The organism is Variovorax sp. GW458-11-26-14-LB1, assembly GCF_059423965.1.
The window spans coordinates 20,645-37,826 of sequence record NZ_JBWKYW010000065.1; the positions used below are offsets into that span (position 1 = coordinate 20,645).

Sequence of the window (17,182 nt, forward strand, 5' to 3'; positions counted from 1 at the left end):
CGCGCCTCACACGGCGCTGTCGCGCAGCAACTCGGTGAAGCGCTGCTGCACATACAGCGCCGTCGCGCCGAGCGGGCGCCCCTGCAGCCACAGCATGCGCACCGACAAGCGAGGCAAGGCCAACGACGGGCACGGCACTTCCTTCAGCGCCTTGCTGAAGCCCTCGTAGCGCGCGATGTTGATGGGCAGCACGGCCCAGCCCAGGTTGTCGGCCACCATCTCGGCCGTGCTGTAGAAGCTGTCGGAGCGCCACACGCGCGGGCTGTAGGCCACCTCGTGCACGTCGTCCGCGTGCATCAGCAGCTGGCGTTGCCGCGCCAGGTCCTGGCGCCGCACCGTGCGGCCGTCGGCCAGCGGATGGTCGCTGGCCACGAACACGCCCTGGCGCACGCTGCCGATGTGGCGCTGGTCGAAGCTGGCGCGCACCGGGCCGCGGTCGAAATGAAAGGCCACGCTGGCGCGCTCCTGCTCGACGTAGTCGGCCACCTCGGTCGCGGTGCCGTTGAGCAACGTGAGCTCGAGGCTCGGAAACTTCACCGACAGCTCGCGCATCAGCGTGCCGATGGCGGTGTACGGCAGGGCTTCGTCCAGCGCCAGCGACAGCGCGGCCTCGTCGCCTTCGTGCAGCGAGCGGGCGCGCTGGTCGAGCTGCTCGGCCTGGCGCAGCAGCTCGCGCGCCTCCAGCAGCAACACCCGGCCCGCGTCGGACAGCTGCGCGTTGCGGCGCGAGCGGTCGAACAGCGCCACGCCGAGGTCGACTTCGAGCAGCCCGATGGCGGTGCTCACGGCCGACTGGGCCTTGCCCAGGTGGCGCGCCGCGGCCGAGAACGAGCCGCACTCGGCGGTCGTCACGAACTGGCGCAATTGGTCGACGGTCCATTCCATGCTGGCCACCTATTCATCTATTTATCAGATGGATTTCATCTTTATTCATTCATTTTAATGGCGCAACATGGCGCCATGACGAATGCAAACAACAAGACGACACCGGCGTTCGAACTGAGCTGGTGCAGCGATCCTTCCCAGGCGCAGGCGTTGACCGCCCTGTTCCTGCAGCAACTTTCCCCTTCCTACATCTCCCATTCGGAGCTGCAGGAGCAGCGCGCCGTGGCCCTCGGCGAATGGCGCAGCGACCTGCCCGCCGTCTTCATGGCGCAAGTGCGCGAGACCCTGGCGCTGGACCCGGCCAACGCCCACGCCCGCGTGGCCGTCGCGCGAGCCGACGATGCACTGGCCGGCTTCGCGCTGGTGTCCATCGACGACACCCGCCGCGCCGCGCGCAGCTTCGCGACGCTCGACGACCTCGTCGTCGACGCGCGCTTCCAGGGCCTGGGCCTGGGCGGTCGGCTGTTCGACTGGGTCTGCGCCGAGCTGCAGCGCCACGGCGTCCAGCGCCTCTTTCTCGAAAGCGGCATCGGCAACACCCGCGCGCACGACTTCTTCCACGCCCGCGGCTGCGAGACGGTCTCGGTGACGATGCTCAAGGAACTGGACGGCACCACCGCACAGTCGCACGACCGGAGGGCCACGCCATGAACGGCTTGAACCCCACCGCCAAGAAATGGATCACGCTCGGCATCGTCTCGATGGCGCTGCTGCTGATCGTGGTCGACATGACCGTGCTCTACACGGCGCTGCCCACGCTCACGCACGACCTGGCCGCCTCGGCCACCGAGAAGCTCTGGATCCTCAACGCCTACACCGTGGTCGTCTCCGGCTTCCTGCTGGGCATGGGCGCGCTGGGCGACCGCGTGGGCTACCGGCGCATGTTCGTCGCGGGCCTGGCCGTGTTCGGCGTGGCCTCGCTGTGCGCGGCCTACGCGCCGAACCCGGCCGTCCTCATCGCCGCGCGGGCCCTCTTGGGCGTGGGCGCGTCGATGATGATGCCGGCCACGCTGGCGATCCTGCGGCTGGTGTTCACCGACGAGCGCGAGCGCGCCGTGGCCATCGGCGTGTGGGCCTCGGTGGCCTCGGGCGGCGCGGCGCTCGGGCCGGTCGTGGGCGGCGTGCTGCTCGAATACTTCTGGTGGGGTTCGGTGTTCCTCATCAACGTGCCCGTGGTGGTGCTCGCGCTGGTGCTGGCCCTGTGGCTGCTGCCGACGCAGAAGAACACCGGCACGCGCCCGTGGGACTTCATCGGCTCGGTGCAGGTGCTGGCGGGGCTGGTCTTCCTCGTGCTGACCATCAAGGAACTCACCAAGTTCGCGCCCTCGGTCACAACGGCCGCCATCACCGGCGCACTCGCCGCGATGGCCATGGCCCTCTTCGTGCGGCGCCAGCGGCGCAGCAGCGCGCCGCTGATCGACTTCCGCCTCTTCCGCAACGCCTACTTCTCGGGCGGCGTGATCGCGGCCATCGTGGCCTCGGTGGCGCTGATCGGTGTCGAGCTGGTGTTCAGCCAGCGGCTGCAGCTCGTGGTCGGCCTCACGCCGCTGCAGGCGGGCCTCACCCTGCTGCCGCTGCCGCTGGCGGCCTTCGTGGCGGGGCCGCTCGCGGGCCTGCTGTTGGCGCGCGTCGGCTCGCGCCCCGTCATCCTGGGCGGCCTCGTGACCACGGCGCTGGCGCTGTGTGCGCTGGCGCTGGCGGTCGATGCCGCAGGCCTGCTCAAGCCGGCGATCCTGGTGCTGCTGGGGCTGGGCGTGGGCGCGACCATCACGGCGGCGTCGAACGCGGTCATGAACAACGCGCCCGTCGAGCACGCCGGCATGGCGGCATCGATCGAGGAGGTGTCGTACGAACTCGGCGGCGTGCTGGGCATCGCGTTGCTGGGCAGCGTGCTTTCGGCAAGCTACACCGCCGCGCTGATCATTCCCGAAGGCCTGGCCGTGCCGGCCTCGGCCGGCGACAGCATCGACGCCGCGCTGCTGGCCGCCGAGACGCTGCCCGCGCCGATCGCCTCGCAGCTCGTGGCGCTCGCGCACACGGCCTTCGGCCAGGCCTTCTTCTCGGTGATGGGCGTGGCCGTGGCGATCGTCATCGCAGCGGCCTGCGCCGTGGCGCTCCTCGGCTGGCGGGCCCGCCCGACGGCTGCGCAGCGCGCCGGGCGCTGCGCGTAGCCTGCCTCAGGCAGCGCTCGCGGCTTCGTCGATGAGCGCCGCCACGGCCTGCGGCTGCGAGGCCAGCGAGGCGTGGCTGGCCGCCAGCGTGATGACCTTCTTCGCGCCCAGGCGCGCCGACATGCGCTCCTGGTTCACCGGCGAGATCATGCGGTCCTCGCTCGAGATCTGGTACCACGACGGCTTCTTCTTCCAGGCCGGCGCCGTGATGGTGTCGCCGAAGGTGCTGGCCAGCGGCGCCTTCTGCGTCAGGCCCATCACCAGGCCTTCTTCGGCGCTCAGGTCCTGGCAGAAGCTCTCGTGGTATTTCTCGGGGATCACCCACAGGTAGCCATCGCTGTCGGGCGCCAGGTTGGGCACGGCCACGGGCGGATGCTCCTGCGTGATGCCGCCGGGGCTTTCGCCCGCGTCGGGTGCGAAGGCGGCGATGTAGACCAGCCCCACCACATTGGGCAGGTCGCCGGCCTGCGTGATCACCGCGCCGCCGTACGAGTGGCCGACCAGCAAGACCGGCCCCTGCACCTGCGCCACCATCTTGCGCGTGCGCTCGGCGTCGTCGGCCAGCGAAGTCAGCGGCAGCTCGACCGCGCGGATGGCCGTGTGACCCTTGCGCAGCAGCTCCACGATGACGTTGTGCCAGTGCGCCGCACCACCCCAGAACCCATGGACCAGGACGACCGTCGGTTTGTTGTTGCTCATGATTCGCCACCTTCCGTTGAAAACGTGGACAGACAGAACGAGAAGCCGGGCCGCCCGAATGGCGGGCCGGGAAAGTCTTATACGCCTGCGCCCTGCCCGCGCTGTGACAAGACCCTCAGCCGGTGCGCACCAGCCCCTGCAGCGCCTCGAGCGACAGCAGCACGATGCGCCCGTAGCCCAGCGACACCACGCCCTCGGTGGCCAGCGCGTTGAGCTCCTTGGACAGCGTCTGGCGCGTCACGCCGAGCATCATGGCCAGCGCCTCCTGCGACAGCATGAGTTCGTGCCGCAGGTGCACCGACTGCGTGGCGTCGCCGCGCGCCAGCACCAGCAGCCGGTGCGCCACGCGCGCACGCAGGCTGCGCAAGGTGGCGTCTTCGGCCAGGCCGTAGAGCATGCGCACGCGCGCGGCCAGCATGGCCGCGATGGCGTTGGAAAACACCACGTCGCGCATCTGCCGCACGAAGGCCTCGGGCGGCACCACCAGCAGGTCGAGCGCTTCGAGCGCGGTGGCGTCGTGCGTGCGCGGCGAGCCGTCGATGAGCGTGATCTCGCCGAACCAGTTGCCCGGCTCCAGCACCGCCAGGATGGCCTCGCGCCCGTCCTGGCGCAGCGACGAGATCTTGATCGTGCCCGCCACCAGCCCGTAGAAGCCGCCGCCCGCCGCATGGATCGGGTCGCCCTGGCGGAACACCATGGTGCCGCGCCGCACATGCAGCAGCTCGGCCGCGCCCAGCAGCGCGTCGCGCTGTGCGCGCGGCATGCTGGTGAACCAGGGGTTGCCGTCGAGCGCGGCGCGGTGCGCGGCCGACAGGCGCGGCTTGGTCGAGGTGGCCATGGAGGGAAAAAAGGCGCCTGAGGCGGGTTTACCAGAACCTCGCATTGTCAAATTCTTGACAGTTGAAGGTCAAGCGCAGGTCTACAGTGGCCGCCATCCCCCCAGAACGGAGACCCCACACGATGAACGCACGGGCAAGTTTCAAGCGCATGCAGGACAGCACGCGCGAAGACTGGCAACTGATCGGCGGCGAGTTCATGCAGTTCGCGGGCGGCCTGCCCGCGCGCGTGATCAAGCACCTGCAGATCCTCGAAGGCGACTACGGCGGCTTTCCGGTCGACCGCTACACGCACTCGCTGCAGACCGCCACGCGCGCGCTGCGCGACGGCCGCGACGAGGAGTACGTGGTGTGCGCGCTGCTGCACGACATCGGCGACACGCTGGGCAGCTTCAACCACCCCGACATCGCCGCCGCCATCCTCAAGCCCTTCGTGAGCGAGGCCAACCACTGGATGGTGCAGAACCACGGCATCTTCCAGGGCCACTACTTCTTCCACCACATCGGGCTGGACCGCGACATGCGCGACAGCTTCAAGGACCACCCGCACTACGAGCGCACCGCCGAGTTCTGCGCGCTCTACGACAACCCGGCCTTCGACCCCCAGGCCGAGACCCTGCCCATCAGCGAGTTCGAGCCCATGCTGCACCGCCTGATGGCGCAGCCCAAGCAGAGCGTCTACAAGACGGTGCTGCAAGAGCCCGCCACCGCCTGACCCTCGACCAAGGACCCGCCCCCATGAACGCCACCTCCGCCTCCGAAATCCAGAAGCTCGTCTCCGCCGAAGAATGGCAGCTGCGCGTCGACCTCGCCGCCTGCTACCGCCTGGTGGCGCTGTACGGCTGGAGCGACCTCGTCTTCACGCACATCAGCGCGCGCGTGCCCGGCCCCGAGCACCACTTCCTGATCAACCCCTACGGCCTGATGTTCGACGAGATCACGGCCTCGAGCCTGGTCAAGGTCGACCAGCAGTGCAACAAGATCATCGACTCGCCCTACCCCGTGAACCCGGCCGGCTTCGTGATCCACAGCGCCGTGCATGCCGCGCGCGAAGACATCCAGTGCGTGCTGCACACCCATACCCGGGCCGGCATCGCCGTGAGCGCGCAGAAGAACGGCGTGCTGCCCATCAGCCAGCAGTCGACCTTCGTGCTGGCCTCGCTGGCCTACCATGACTACGAAGGCGTGGCCTTCCGCGACGACGAGAAGCCGCGCCTGCAGGCCGACATGGGCCACGCCAACTTCCTCATGCTGCGCAACCACGGCCTGCTGACCTGCGGCAAGACCATTGCCGACGCCTTCCTTTCGATGTACACCTTCGAGAACACCTGCCAGATCCAGATCGCCGCGCAGGCCGGTGGCGGTGAACTCACGCACGTGGACCCGAGGATCATCGACGGCGTGGGCCAGGCCATGAAGGTGCAAAGCGGCGGCCTGGGCGGCATGTTCGTCTGGCCTTCGCTGATCCGCAAACTCGACCGCATCGACGACAGCTACAAACAATAAGACAGACGTCGATCCCGGTTTCCACGGCTGCCAGCGCCCGCGCGACGGGTGCCGGCAGCCATTTTTTTAAGCAGAAGAACCCAAGAGGAGACACCACCGCATGGATACCACGCTCATCGTGACCCGGTTCCTGTTCGGCGCGCTCGCGCTCGTGATGTTCGGGCTGGGGCTGTCGCTCTCGCTCGAAGATTTCCGGCGCCTGTTCAAGCACCCGAAGGCCGTGACCATCGCGCTCGTGCTGCAGGTCATCGGCCTGCCGCTGGCCTGCTACGCGATCATCGTGGGCTTCGGCCTGTCGCCGGTGTTCGCCATCGGGCTCATGCTGCTGGCGGCCTCGCCGGGCGGCATCTCGGCCAACCTGTTCTCGCACCTGTTCGGCGGCAACGTGGCGATGAACATCTCGCTCACGGCCGTGAACACGCTGCTGTCGATCGTCACGCTGCCGCTCATCGCCAACTGGGCCATCGGCCACTTCGCGCAGAGCGGCCAGGTGGTGCCGCTGCAGACGCGCAAGCTGGTCGAGGTGATCGCCATCGTGCTGGTGCCGGTGGCCATCGGCATGGTGGTCGCGTCGCGAAAGCCCGGCTTCGCGGCGCGCATGGAAAAGCCGACCAAGATCTTCAGCGCCGTGGTGCTCGCGGTGGTCACGGTGCTCGCCATCGCCAACGAGTGGAAGAACATCACCACCACCTTCGCCGAGATCGGCGTGCCGGTGCTGCTGTTCAACCTCGTGAGCCTGCTGGCCGGCTACTATTTGAGCCGCGCCGCCGGCCTGGACAAGCCGCTGGCCACCGCCATCAGCTACGAGATCGGCATCCACAACTCCACGCTCGCCATCTTCATCGCGGTGAGCGTGCTCGGGAGCTTTCCGCTCGCGCTGCCGGCCGCCATCTACTCGGTCGTGATGTACATCACCGCCCCACTGTTCGGATGGCTGTTGCTTCGGCGCGGCCAGCCCGCCGCTGTGCCTGCGCCATGATGCGCGCATGGAACTGAGACAACTGCGCTACTTCGTCAAGGTCTGCGAGCTGCGCAGCATGGGCCGCGCGGCCGTGGAGCTGGGGGTGGTCACCTCGGCGCTGAGCCAGCAGATCAGCCGGCTCGAAAGCGAACTCTCGACCCGGCTGCTGCGCCGCCATTCGACGGGCGTCGTGCCCACCGACGCGGGCCTGGCCTTCCTGCACCAGGCGCAACTCACCTTGCGCCACGCCGACGACGCCGTGCGCGCGGCGCAGCAGGCGCGGCTGTCGGGCCATGTGAGCGTGGGCCTGGCGCCCACCACCGCCACCGTGCTGGGCGTGCCGCTGATGCAGGCCATGCAGGCGCGCTACCCCGAGGTGCGGCTGCACATGGTCGAGGCGCTGTCGGGCCACCTCACGACCATGCTGCACGCGCGCCAGCTCGACCTGGCCGTGCTGTTCCAGACCGACACGCCGCGGCGCTGGAGCGTGGCGCCGCTGCTGGCCGAAAAACTCTTCGTGATCGCGTCGCCCGCACTCACGCCGCGCCCCACGGGCAAGAAGGTGCGCCTGTCGCAGCTGGCCGAGGTGCCGCTGATCCTGCCCAGCGGCAGCCACGGCCTGCGCGCCACGCTGATGGCCGCCTTTGCACGGGCGCGCGTGGCGCCGCGCATCGTGGCCGAGGTCGACGGCCTGGCACTGCTGATGGACGCGGTGCGTGCCGGCCACGGCGCCACCATCCAGCCCGGCGCCGCCACGGCGCGGCACGACCGCGACGACCTCGAACTCACGCAGATTTCGGACGCGCACGTGGGGCGCCGCAACCTGCTCGTGAGCCTGTCGGACGACGAGCTATCGCCCGCCGCGCTGGCCGCGCGCGTGGTGGTCGCCGAAACGGCGCGCACGCTGGTCAGCGAAGGCCGCTGGGCCGGTGCAAGTCTTCTCGAAAGCTGAACACCTGTTGCCTTGATCGGTCTTTCGCGTGAAGGCCATGCTCCCTAAAGTCTCCTGCATTCCAAGGAGACCCACGAGTGATAGACGTACTGGTTGTCGGTGGCGGCAATGCCGCGCTGTGCGCCGCGCTGATGGCGCGCGAAGCCGGCGCTTCGGTGCTGCTGCTGGAAGCCTCGCCCAAGGAATGGCGCGGCGGCAATTCGCAGCACACCCGCAACCTGCGCTGCATGCACGACGCGCCGCAGGACGTGCTGGTCGAGGCCTACCCTGAAGAAGAGTACTGGCAAGACCTGCTGAAGGTGACCGGCGGTCTCACCGACGAGCACCTCGCCCGCCTCGTGATCCGCGCCTCGTCGAACTGCCGCGACTGGATGCGCCGCCACGGCGTGCGCTTCCAACCGCCGCTGTCGGGTGCGCTGCATGTGGCGCGCACCAACGCCTTCTTCATGGGCGGCGGCAAGGCGCTCGTCAACGCCTACTACCGCAGCGCCGAAGCGCTCGGCGTGCAGGTCCGCTACGACACGCCCGTGGCCTCGGTCGAGCTCGAGGGCGAGCGCTTCGTGGCCGTGCGCACCGAGGCCGGCGAGCACATCGCAGCCAGGAGCTGCGTGCTGGCCTCGGGCGGCTTCGAATCGAACCGCGACTGGCTGCGCGAAGCCTGGGGGCGCAACGAGCGCGGCGAGTGGCCGGCCGACAACTTCCTCATCCGCGGCACGCGCTACAACCAGGGCGTGCTGCTCAGGCACATGATCGACGCGGGCGCCGACCGCATCGGCGATCCGTCGCAGGGCCACATGGTGGCCATCGATGCGCGCGCACCGCTCTACGACGGCGGCATCTGCACGCGCATCGACTGCGTGTCGCTCGGCGTGGTGGTGAACCGCGACGCGCAACGTTTCTACGACGAAGGCGAAGACTTCTGGCCCAAGCGCTATGCGATCTGGGGCCGGCTCGTGGCGCAGCAGCCGGGGCAGATCGCCTGGTCGGTCATCGACCAGCAGGCGGTCGGGCGCTTCATGCCGCCCGTGTTCCCCGGCACGCAGGCCAGCACGCTCGGCGAACTCGCGCAGAAGATCGGCCTGGACGAAGCCACCTTCGTGCGCACCGTGCAGGACTACAACGCCGCCTGCCGCGTCGGCCGCTTCGACCACACGGCGCTGGACGACTGCCACACCGAAGGCCTCGCGCCCGCCAAGACGCACTGGGCGCGCCCGATCGACACGGCGCCCTTCCACGCGTATCCGCTGCGCCCCGGCATCACCTTCACGTACCTGGGTTTGAAGGTGGACGAGACCGCCGCCGTGCGCTTCGGCGGACGGCCGAGCCCCAACCTCTTCGTGGCCGGCGAAATGATGGCCGGCAACGTTCTGGGCAAGGGCTACACGGCCGGCGTGGGCATGAGCATCGGCACGGCCTTCGGCCGCATCGCCGGCACGCAGGCAGCGAAGGCCGCCAAGAACGTTTCAAAGAAATCCCCGGAGGCCGCCCTTGCAGCAGCTCACTGACCTCGTCGCACGCGCCCGTGCGGATGCCGATGGCATCGGCAGCAACCCGTCGCGCGTCATCCCGATCCAGCCCGCCCTGCCGCTCACTGCTTCCGAGGGCGAGGTCGCGCGCATCCTGCAGATCTGCAACGCCTGCCGCTACTGCGAGGGCTTCTGCGCCGTGTTCCCCGCCATGACGCGCCGGCTCGAATTCGGCAAGGCCGACACGCACTACCTCGCCAACCTGTGCCACAACTGCGGCGCCTGCCTGCATGCCTGCCAGTACGCACCGCCGCACGAGTTCGCCGTGAACGTGCCGCAGGCGATGGCGCAGGTGCGCCTGCAGACCTACCACGACTACGCCTGGCCGCCCGCGATGGGTGCGCTCTACAAGCGGGCCGGGCTCACCGTCGCATTGGCGCTGGCAGGCGGGCTCGCGCTGTTCCTTGTGCTGGCCGTGGCGATGTCGGGTTCGCTCGTGCACGCGCCGCTCGCGGGCAACTTCTACGCGATCTTTCCGCACAACTTCCTCGCGCTGGTGTTCGGCGCGGTGTTCCTGTTCGTGATGTTCGCGCTGGCGATGGGCACGCGCCGCTTCTGGCGCGAGGTCTCGCCCGCGAACGCCCCGGGCAACGCGCCCGACCTGCCGGGCGTGCGCCGCGCAGCGAGCGCCGAAGCCGCGCACGACGCGCTGCGCCTGAAGTACCTCGATGGCGGCCATGGCGAAGGCTGCAACAACGCCGACGACCGATTCACGCTTTGGCGCCGGCGCTTCCATCACTTCACCTTCTACGGCTTCATGCTGTGCTTCGCCTCCACCTGCGTGGCAACGCTCTATCACTACCTGTTCGACCTGCATGCGCCCTATGCGCTCACGAGTGCGCCCGTGCTGCTGGGCACCACGGGCGGCATCGGCCTCGTAATCGGCCCCGTCGGCCTGCTGTGGCTCAACCTGCGGCGCCACGCCGCGCACGGCGACACGGCGCAACGGGCGATGGACCGCGGCTTCATCGCGTTGCTGCTGCTCACGAGCCTCACGGGCCTGGCCCTGCTCGCGTGGCGCGACACGCGCTTCATGGCGCTGCTGCTGGCGGTTCACCTGGGCGTGGTGATGGCGCTCTTTCTCACGCTGCCCTACGGCAAGTTCGCGCACGGCATCTTCCGCTGCGCGGCGCTCCTGAAGTTCGCCATCGAGAAGCGCCTGCCCAGCCGGTTGCGGCTGGGCGCGGACTGACCGGCAGGGCCTGAAGGAGCCGGGGTCGGACAAGGCCCTACGCCCAGGGCGGAAACCCGCTGGCCGGGGCGGGCGGGCGTTGTCTGCAGAATAGGCGGCCATGCATGTTCGAAAAGCCGCCGTTCTCGCCCTCGTCCTGTCCGCCCTCTCCCTCCCCGCCGCCGCGGCGTCCATTCCCAAAGACCTGAAGCCCTCCGAAGCAGCCGAAGCCCGCGTCGAATCGCTGATCGCGCGCATGACGCTGCAGGAAAAGGCCGGCCAGCTCAGCCTCTACGGCCCGGCCGACATCAACACGCCGAACAACCCGCAGGCCGGCTGGCGCAACGGGCAGCAGGAGACCGAGGACGTGCGCAACGGGCGCCTCACGGGCCTGTTCAACAACGCCGGCCTCGAGGGCAAGCGGCGGCTGCAGCAGGTGGCGGTGCGCGAGTCGCGGCTGGGCATTCCGCTGATCTTCGGCGCCGACGTGATCCACGGCTTTCGCACCATCTTCCCGATGCCGCTGGCCGAGGCCTCGAGCTGGGAGCCCGCGCTGGCCGAGCGCACCGCGCGCGCGGCGGCGGTCGAGGCCACGGCCGACGGCTTTCGCTGGACCTTCGCGCCCATGGTCGACATCGCGCGCGATGCGCGCTGGGGCCGCGGCCTCGAAGGCGTGGGCGAAGACCCGTACCTGGCGCGCCAGTTCGCGGCGGCGCGCGTGCGCGGCTTCCAGGGCAGCAACCTCGCGAACGCCGATTCGATGCTGGCCACGCCCAAGCACTTCGCGGCCTACGGCGCGGCCGAGGGTGGGCTCGACTACAACACCAGCGAGATTTCCGAGCGCACGCTGCGCGAGGTCTACCTGCCGCCGTTTCGCGCAGCGCTCGATGCGGGCGCGCTGTCGGTCATGAGCGCCTTCAACGAGATCGGCGGCGTGCCTTCGACCGCCAACCCCGCGCTGCTCACCGGCGTGCTGCGCGACGAGTGGAAGTTCAAGGGCTTCGTGGTGTCCGACTACACGGCCGACGAGGAGCTCATCGAGCACGGCCACGCCGCCAACGGCCGCGAGGCCGCCAAGCTGGCCTTCATGGCCGGCACCGACGTGAGCATGCAAAGCGGCCTGTACATCCGCCACCTGCCCGACCTCGTGGCGTCGGGCGAGGTGCCGATGGCGCGGCTCGACGAGGCCGTGCGGCGCGTGCTGCGGGTCAAGCTCAAGCTCGGCCTCTTCGACGACCCGATGCGCGGCCTCGACGGCCCGCCGGCCGCACAGCGCGTGGAGAACCCCGAGTTCATCACACTGGCCCGCGAGAGCGCGCGCCGCTCCATCGTGATGCTGAAGAACGAGGGCCAGCTGCTGCCGCTCGCGAAAGCCGGCCCGCAGAAGATCGCGCTGATCGGCCCCTTCGCCGAGGGCACGAAGGACCTGATGGGCTCCTGGAGCCTGTTCCCGGGCCAGTCCGCGCCCGTGGGCATCGACGAGGGCCTGCATGCCGCGCTGGGCACCGAGGCCTCGCGGCTGACTGTCACGCGCGGTGCGAACGTCGAGTCGCCGCTGCCCGGCGGCATCGAGGCCGCCGTGGTCGCCGCGCGCGAGGCCGACGTGGTGGTGCTGGCCATCGGCGAGAGCCAGAAGATGTCGGGCGAGTCGCGCTCGCGCAGCGACATCGGCCTGCCGCAGGCGCAGCAGGACCTGGCCGAGGCCGTGGCCGCCACGGGCAAGCCGGTGGTCGTGCTGCTGAGCAATGGCCGTGCGATGGCGCTCAAAGGTGCGGTGCGCAATGCGCGCGCCATCCTCGTGACGTGGTTCCTCGGCGTGCAGACCGGCCACGCGATCGCCGACGTGGTGTTCGGCGACGCCAACCCCTCGGGCCGCCTGCCCGTGAGCTTTCCGCAGACTGCTGGCCAGGTGCCCTACTACTACGCCCACAAGCGCACCGGCCGCCCCTCGCCCGAAAGCGCGCCGGGCACGGCCTTCAAGACCCGCTACCTTGACGCGACGAACGAGGCGCTGTACCCCTTCGGTTTCGGCATCGGCTATGCGCCGGTGCGCTATGACCAGGTCGAGCTGAGCACGGACCGCCTAGCCATGGGCAACACCCTGCGCGTGCGCGCCACCGTCACCAACACGGGTACGCGCGAAGCGGAAGAAGTGGTGCAGCTGTACCTGGCGCAGCGCGCCGCGAGCGTGACGCGGCCGGTGCGCGAGCTGAAGAACTTCCGCAAGGTGCGGATTGCGCCGGGGGCGTCGGAGGTGGTCGAGTTCGCTGTCGGCAATGACGACCTGCAGTTTCTGGGGCGGGACATGAAGCCTGTGGTCGAGCCGGGTGAGATCGATCTGTGGGTTGCGCCTTCTGCTGCTGACGGGATTCGCAAGCGCTTCGTGTTGACGCGGGAGTGAGTTTCTTCAGGGCGCGTGCACAGGCCACCGGGTACTTCCCTCCGCGAATGTCCCCCGGGGCTGCGCCCCTCCTCCTTGGTTTCGCTGCGGGAAGCACCCAGTGTCCTGCGCACACCGAGCGCTGTCGTGGTGCTGGCCGATCAACGACTGCACTCATGACGATCACGTCGATGGGGTGCCTTGCGCAGCGAAATCAAGGAGGAGGCCGCAGGCCGGGGGACATTCGCGGAGCAAGGTACCCCGTCGGCGGGATCGTCGCCCTGAGCATTCACAAGCTCAGTCGAACACCCCCGTGAACGCCACCCGGCTCACCACACCCGAACTGCTCGCACCGACACCCAACGTCACGCTGTAGCGCCCATCCTGCGAAGTGCGACGGATCGATCCCCCCATCGCGCTTTCGCTTCGGAAGTTGCCCAAGCCCACGGCGTAGCTGATCTTCCCAGGCACGACCGGCGCAGCCTCCATGGCGGCAACGCCTGCGATGCCGGCATAGGCACGCCGCGCGTTCTCGTCCATCTGGCTTTGCAGGCGCGCGGCCGTGAAGTCGGTGTAGGCCTTGCCCAGCGGCAGGCCCTGTGCGGCGACGGTGTCGGTGTACGCGTTGGCCGCGCTCACGCCCTGCTGCACCATGCCTTGCACCTGGCCCACGTTGGTCGCGTCGTCGGGCGCGCTGCCGGGCGCCACGCCGGTGAGCTGACGGTTGCCGAGCGCCACTTCGCCGGTCGACGACTGCAGCCCGCTCATGCCCGCGGCCACGTAGTTCGACTGCGCGCCGCGCGTGGTCGTGCTGCCCGCGCCGAGCGCCACGCTGTTGGCGTGCGAGGCCGAGGCGTTGCTGCCGAGGGCGATGGCGTTGTCGGCGCTCGCGCGCGCCGCGCTGCCCAGCGAGATCGCCTGGTTCGCGTTCACGTACACGCCGGCGTCGGCACCGATGGCGATGTTGCCCGTGCCCATGACGTTCTGGCCCGCGCCGCTGCCCTGCGCGATGTTGTGGCTGCCCACCACGCCCTGGCCGGCCGCCGTGCCCATCGCCAGGTTCTGGTTGCCCTGCACGCCGCCGCCCGCGGCCTGGCCCATGGCCACGTTGTTGCTGCCCGACACCTGCGCGCCGGCCATCTGGCCCGAGGCCTGGTTGCCGGAGCCGGTGACGCCGCTGCCCGCGCCCTGCCCCGTGGCCAGGTTGTTGCTGCCGGTCACGTTGCGGCCCGCATCGCCGCCGTAGGCCTGGTTGGCGTTGCCGGTCACGTTGCGCCCGGCGTTGCTGCCGTAGGCCTCGTTGCCGTTGCCCTTCACGTCGGTGCCGGCCCAGAAGCCGACGGCGTTGTTGTAGTCGCCGGTCACGTTCTGGCCCGCGCTGCGGCCCATCGACTGGTTCCAGCCGCCGACCACGTTGGTGCCCGCGTAGTAGCCGATGGCCTGGTTGGCGTTCTTGCCCGACACGCCGGTGCCGGCGCCCTCGCCGATGGCCAGGTTCCAGTTGGTGCTGACGTTGTTGCCCGCGCCCTTGCCGAAGGCCAGGTCGTTGCTGCCCGTGACGCCGGTCGTGCCGGCCTTGTCGCCGATGCCCAGGTTGCCCTTGGCCGGGTCCCAGGTGATCGGCTGGGCCGAGGCGATGCCCATGCCGGCCGCCGAGCCGAGGGCCACGGCCAGCCCGAGCAGGGTGTGCTTGCTGTTCTTGCGCTTCATGACGCTCAGGCCTTCAGGTGCAGGGCCATGGCCGGATCGCTCACGCCGGGCTTGCCGGTCTCGACGCGGCCCGCGAAGCGGCGCTCGGTGTGCCCGGCGCTGACGGTGAAGTCGTACCAGTAGCCGCTCTTGTCCAGGCTCCAGTGCAGCATGCCGGTCGCGCCCGGCGCGACCTCGAGCGTCCAGGGGCCGTCGTTGCGGTATGCGTTGGCCGTCACCGTGACCTTGCCGGCCGCCTTGCCCGTGTTGTGCACCTTCAGGTAGACCTGCCCGTCGACCGGCTCGTAGCAGACCTGCACCTCGGGCTTGAAGCCGGCGGTGTCGAAGGCCAGTGCGTCGCCCTGGAAGCTGCGCACGTAGCCGTTGGTGCTGTACACCCACAGGTCGTACTTGCCGCTGTCGCTGGCGCCGGTGTTCCAGTAGTCGGCCAGCTGCTTGCCGGCTTCGACCGTGTAGCGGCGCGGGATGCGGTCCAGGTGCAGCTTGTCGTACACATGGAACACGGCGCCCTGCGTGCCCGAGTTCGCAAACACCAGTTGCACCAGGCCGCGCGGCTCGACGCGTGCGCTGGTGTGCAGCTCGTAGGGCAGCGCGCGCGAGAAGCGCGTGCCGGTCTCCTGGTACAGAGGCTGCGGCGTGGCGGGGGCGTTTCTCACGGGGCCCGTGGGCAGCAGCCGCTGCGCCGCATTGATCGCGGGAAAGTTGCTCGTGTCGGGCAGCTTGGGAACGACCGGGTCGTTCGGGCTCACGAAGTCGAAGCAGGTGGTGAGGTCGCCGCACACGGCGCGGTGCCACGGGCTGATCGCATCCACGGTGATGTCGAAGCGCTTCTCGAGGAAGCGGCCGACCGAGGTGTGGTCGAACACCTGCGAGTTGACCCAGCCGCCCTTGCTCCACGGCGACACCACGTACATCGGCACGCGCGAGCTCAGGCCCCAGGGGCGGATCTTGCCGGTGGTGGTGTTGTCGGCGGCGGCCAGGTAGCTGCCCACCGAGGCGTCGAAGTACTCGCCCTCCAGCGGCACGGTCGACTTGCCCATGAGCGTGCCGTTGGCGTCGTACGAGGGCACGGCCGGCATGGCCAGGTGGTCGAAGAAGCCGTCGTTCTCGTCGAAGGTCACGAACAGCGCGGTCTTGCTCCACACGGCCGGGTTGGACGTGAGCGCGTCCAGCACGTCGGCGATGAAGTCGGCCGCGCCGGCCGTGCCTTCGCTGCTGCCGGGGTGCTCGGCCAGCGCCTGCGTGGGCAGCACCCACGAGACGTCCGGCAATTTGCCCGTCATCACGTCCTGCTTGAGCTGGGCCAGGAAGTTGGTGGCGCCGTCGGCCGCCTCGGGGCCGCCCGTGAGGCCGTGTTCGTAGATCGGCGAGCCCGGCTGCGCGGTGCGAAAGCTCTCGAAGGCCAGGCAGCCGTGCATGGCGCCCGTCCAGTTGTTGTTCATGTTCTGGTAGATGTGCCAGCTGACGCCCTTCTTCTGCAGCACGTCGGGCAGCGTGTCCCACTTGAAGGCGTTGTTGACGTACTTGTAGTTGTAGTCGCCCGTGATCGGGTCTTTCTGGCCGGAGCCGTCGGCCTCCTGCGGGCGGTTCGCCACCCAGTTGGACGGCTTGGGCCAGCAGCGCGAGTTCACCGGTTCGGAGTCGGTGTCGGTGCTGTTGATGCCCTTCTTGCGCAGCTCCGGGTTGAAGTTGGAGCCCGACCAGAACACGATGCGGTTCGGGTCGGTGCCGGTGAGGATGGAGCAGTGGTAGCCATCGCACACCGTGAAGGCATCGGCCAGCGCGAACTGGAACGGGATGTCCTCGCGCAGGTAGTAGCCCATCGTGGCCTGGTTCTTGAACTGGATCCAGCGGTCCATCTTTCCCTGGTTCCATGCGGCTTGCTGGTCGGGAAAGTTGTGCGGCGTGCCCGAGCCGATCAGCGCATTGGCGATCGTCGAGTCTCGGCGAAACGGCGGAATCTCCGCGCCGCCCGCGGGGTTCGACTGGAAGTACACCGACTTGCCGTTGGCCAGCGGAATCGGAAAGCGGTCGCCGAAGCCGCGCACGCCGCGCAGCGTGCCGAAGTAGTGGTCGAAGCTGCGGTTCTCCTGCATCAGGATCACGACGTGCTTGATGTCCTTGATGGTGCCGGTGTCGACCGCGGCCTCGACGGCGAGCGCCTTGCGGATCGTGGGCGGCAGCAGGGTGAGGGCCGAGGCCGCGCCGACGGCGCCGGCCGACTTGCGGAAGAAATCGCGACGGTTGGAGGGGTTCATGGGGAGTCTTTCAACGCGAGGACAAAAAGAGAAGAAATGGAAGGCGTGTGGATCAAGGCGGCGCGCGGCTCAGGGCGCGCACTTCAGCGCCGGCGTCGGGCCGGGGGGCTCCGGCGTGGTGGTCGGG

14 protein-coding genes are annotated in these 17,182 nt (G+C 69.3%); 9 read left to right on the plus strand and 5 right to left on the minus strand.

Annotated features, from left to right (window positions below):
* Nucleotides 1-6: 6 nt before the first annotated feature.
* Entirely contained in the window at nucleotides 7-885 is an 879-nt protein-coding gene (locus AC07YS_RS28855; protein WP_070060373.1) for a LysR family transcriptional regulator, read from the minus strand.
* A gap of 75 nt (nucleotides 886-960) precedes the next feature.
* Between AC07YS_RS28855 and AC07YS_RS28860 the strand changes: the two genes are divergently transcribed.
* Entirely contained in the window at nucleotides 961-1,536 is a 576-nt protein-coding gene (locus tag AC07YS_RS28860; RefSeq protein WP_159272105.1) for a GNAT family N-acetyltransferase, read from the plus strand.
* On the plus strand, nucleotides 1,533-3,056 hold the full coding sequence (locus AC07YS_RS28865) for an MFS transporter (protein ID WP_495269752.1): 1,524 nt from the start codon (nucleotides 1,533-1,535) through the stop codon (nucleotides 3,054-3,056). Before AC07YS_RS28860 ends, AC07YS_RS28865 begins: the two co-directional genes overlap by 4 nt.
* Before the next feature lie 6 nt (nucleotides 3,057-3,062).
* Here AC07YS_RS28865 and AC07YS_RS28870 read toward each other — a convergent pair whose 3' ends face one another.
* A complete protein-coding gene (locus AC07YS_RS28870; protein ID WP_062478359.1) occupies nucleotides 3,063-3,755 on the minus strand; it encodes an alpha/beta hydrolase in 693 nt (230 codons plus the stop codon).
* 115 nt (nucleotides 3,756-3,870) lie between these two features.
* Complete coding sequence (locus AC07YS_RS28875; protein ID WP_070060370.1) at nucleotides 3,871-4,593, minus strand: Crp/Fnr family transcriptional regulator; 723 nt, start codon at nucleotides 4,591-4,593, stop codon at nucleotides 3,871-3,873.
* 122 nt (nucleotides 4,594-4,715) lie between these two features.
* Between AC07YS_RS28875 and AC07YS_RS28880 the strand changes: the two genes are divergently transcribed.
* The 7 genes from AC07YS_RS28880 to AC07YS_RS28910 all read left to right on the plus strand — a co-directional run bounded on the left by AC07YS_RS28880 (nucleotide 4,716) and on the right by AC07YS_RS28910 (nucleotide 13,108).
* On the plus strand, nucleotides 4,716-5,306 hold the full coding sequence (locus tag AC07YS_RS28880; RefSeq protein WP_495269753.1) for an HD domain-containing protein: 591 nt from the start codon (nucleotides 4,716-4,718) through the stop codon (nucleotides 5,304-5,306).
* Between the two features lie 23 nt (nucleotides 5,307-5,329).
* Nucleotides 5,330-6,097 (plus strand): class II aldolase/adducin family protein, encoded by a 768-nt coding sequence (locus AC07YS_RS28885; RefSeq protein WP_070060369.1) that lies wholly within the window; start codon nucleotides 5,330-5,332, stop codon nucleotides 6,095-6,097.
* A 100-nt stretch (nucleotides 6,098-6,197) separates the two neighbouring features.
* Nucleotides 6,198-7,076 (plus strand): bile acid:sodium symporter family protein, encoded by an 879-nt coding sequence (locus AC07YS_RS28890; protein WP_070060368.1) that lies wholly within the window; start codon nucleotides 6,198-6,200, stop codon nucleotides 7,074-7,076.
* A gap of 7 nt (nucleotides 7,077-7,083) precedes the next feature.
* Nucleotides 7,084-8,010: a LysR family transcriptional regulator gene (locus AC07YS_RS28895; RefSeq protein WP_495269754.1), complete on the plus strand. Its 927-nt coding sequence runs from the start codon at nucleotides 7,084-7,086 to the stop codon at nucleotides 8,008-8,010.
* Nucleotides 8,011-8,087: 77 nt separating this feature from the next.
* A complete protein-coding gene (gene tcuA / locus AC07YS_RS28900) occupies nucleotides 8,088-9,515 on the plus strand; it encodes an FAD-dependent tricarballylate dehydrogenase TcuA (RefSeq protein WP_495269755.1) in 1,428 nt (475 codons plus the stop codon).
* Entirely contained in the window at nucleotides 9,499-10,728 is a 1,230-nt protein-coding gene (tcuB, locus tag AC07YS_RS28905; protein ID WP_495269756.1) for a tricarballylate utilization 4Fe-4S protein TcuB, read from the plus strand. The genes tcuA and tcuB overlap by 17 nt, the downstream gene beginning before the upstream one ends.
* A gap of 100 nt (nucleotides 10,729-10,828) precedes the next feature.
* Entirely contained in the window at nucleotides 10,829-13,108 is a 2,280-nt protein-coding gene (locus tag AC07YS_RS28910) for a glycoside hydrolase family 3 N-terminal domain-containing protein (protein WP_495269757.1), read from the plus strand.
* A 276-nt stretch (nucleotides 13,109-13,384) separates the two neighbouring features.
* Here the strand turns inward: AC07YS_RS28910 and AC07YS_RS28915 are convergent, their stop codons facing one another.
* Together AC07YS_RS28915 and AC07YS_RS28920 are read right to left on the minus strand one after the other, a co-directional pair.
* Nucleotides 13,385-14,797: a YadA family autotransporter adhesin gene (locus AC07YS_RS28915; protein ID WP_495269758.1), complete on the minus strand. Its 1,413-nt coding sequence runs from the start codon at nucleotides 14,795-14,797 to the stop codon at nucleotides 13,385-13,387.
* A gap of 5 nt (nucleotides 14,798-14,802) precedes the next feature.
* Nucleotides 14,803-17,055 carry a phosphocholine-specific phospholipase C gene (locus AC07YS_RS28920; protein WP_495269759.1) on the minus strand — a complete coding sequence of 751 codons (2,253 nt, stop codon included), beginning with the start codon at nucleotides 17,053-17,055 and terminating at the stop codon, nucleotides 14,803-14,805.
* Between the last annotated feature and the right edge of the window lie 127 nt (nucleotides 17,056-17,182).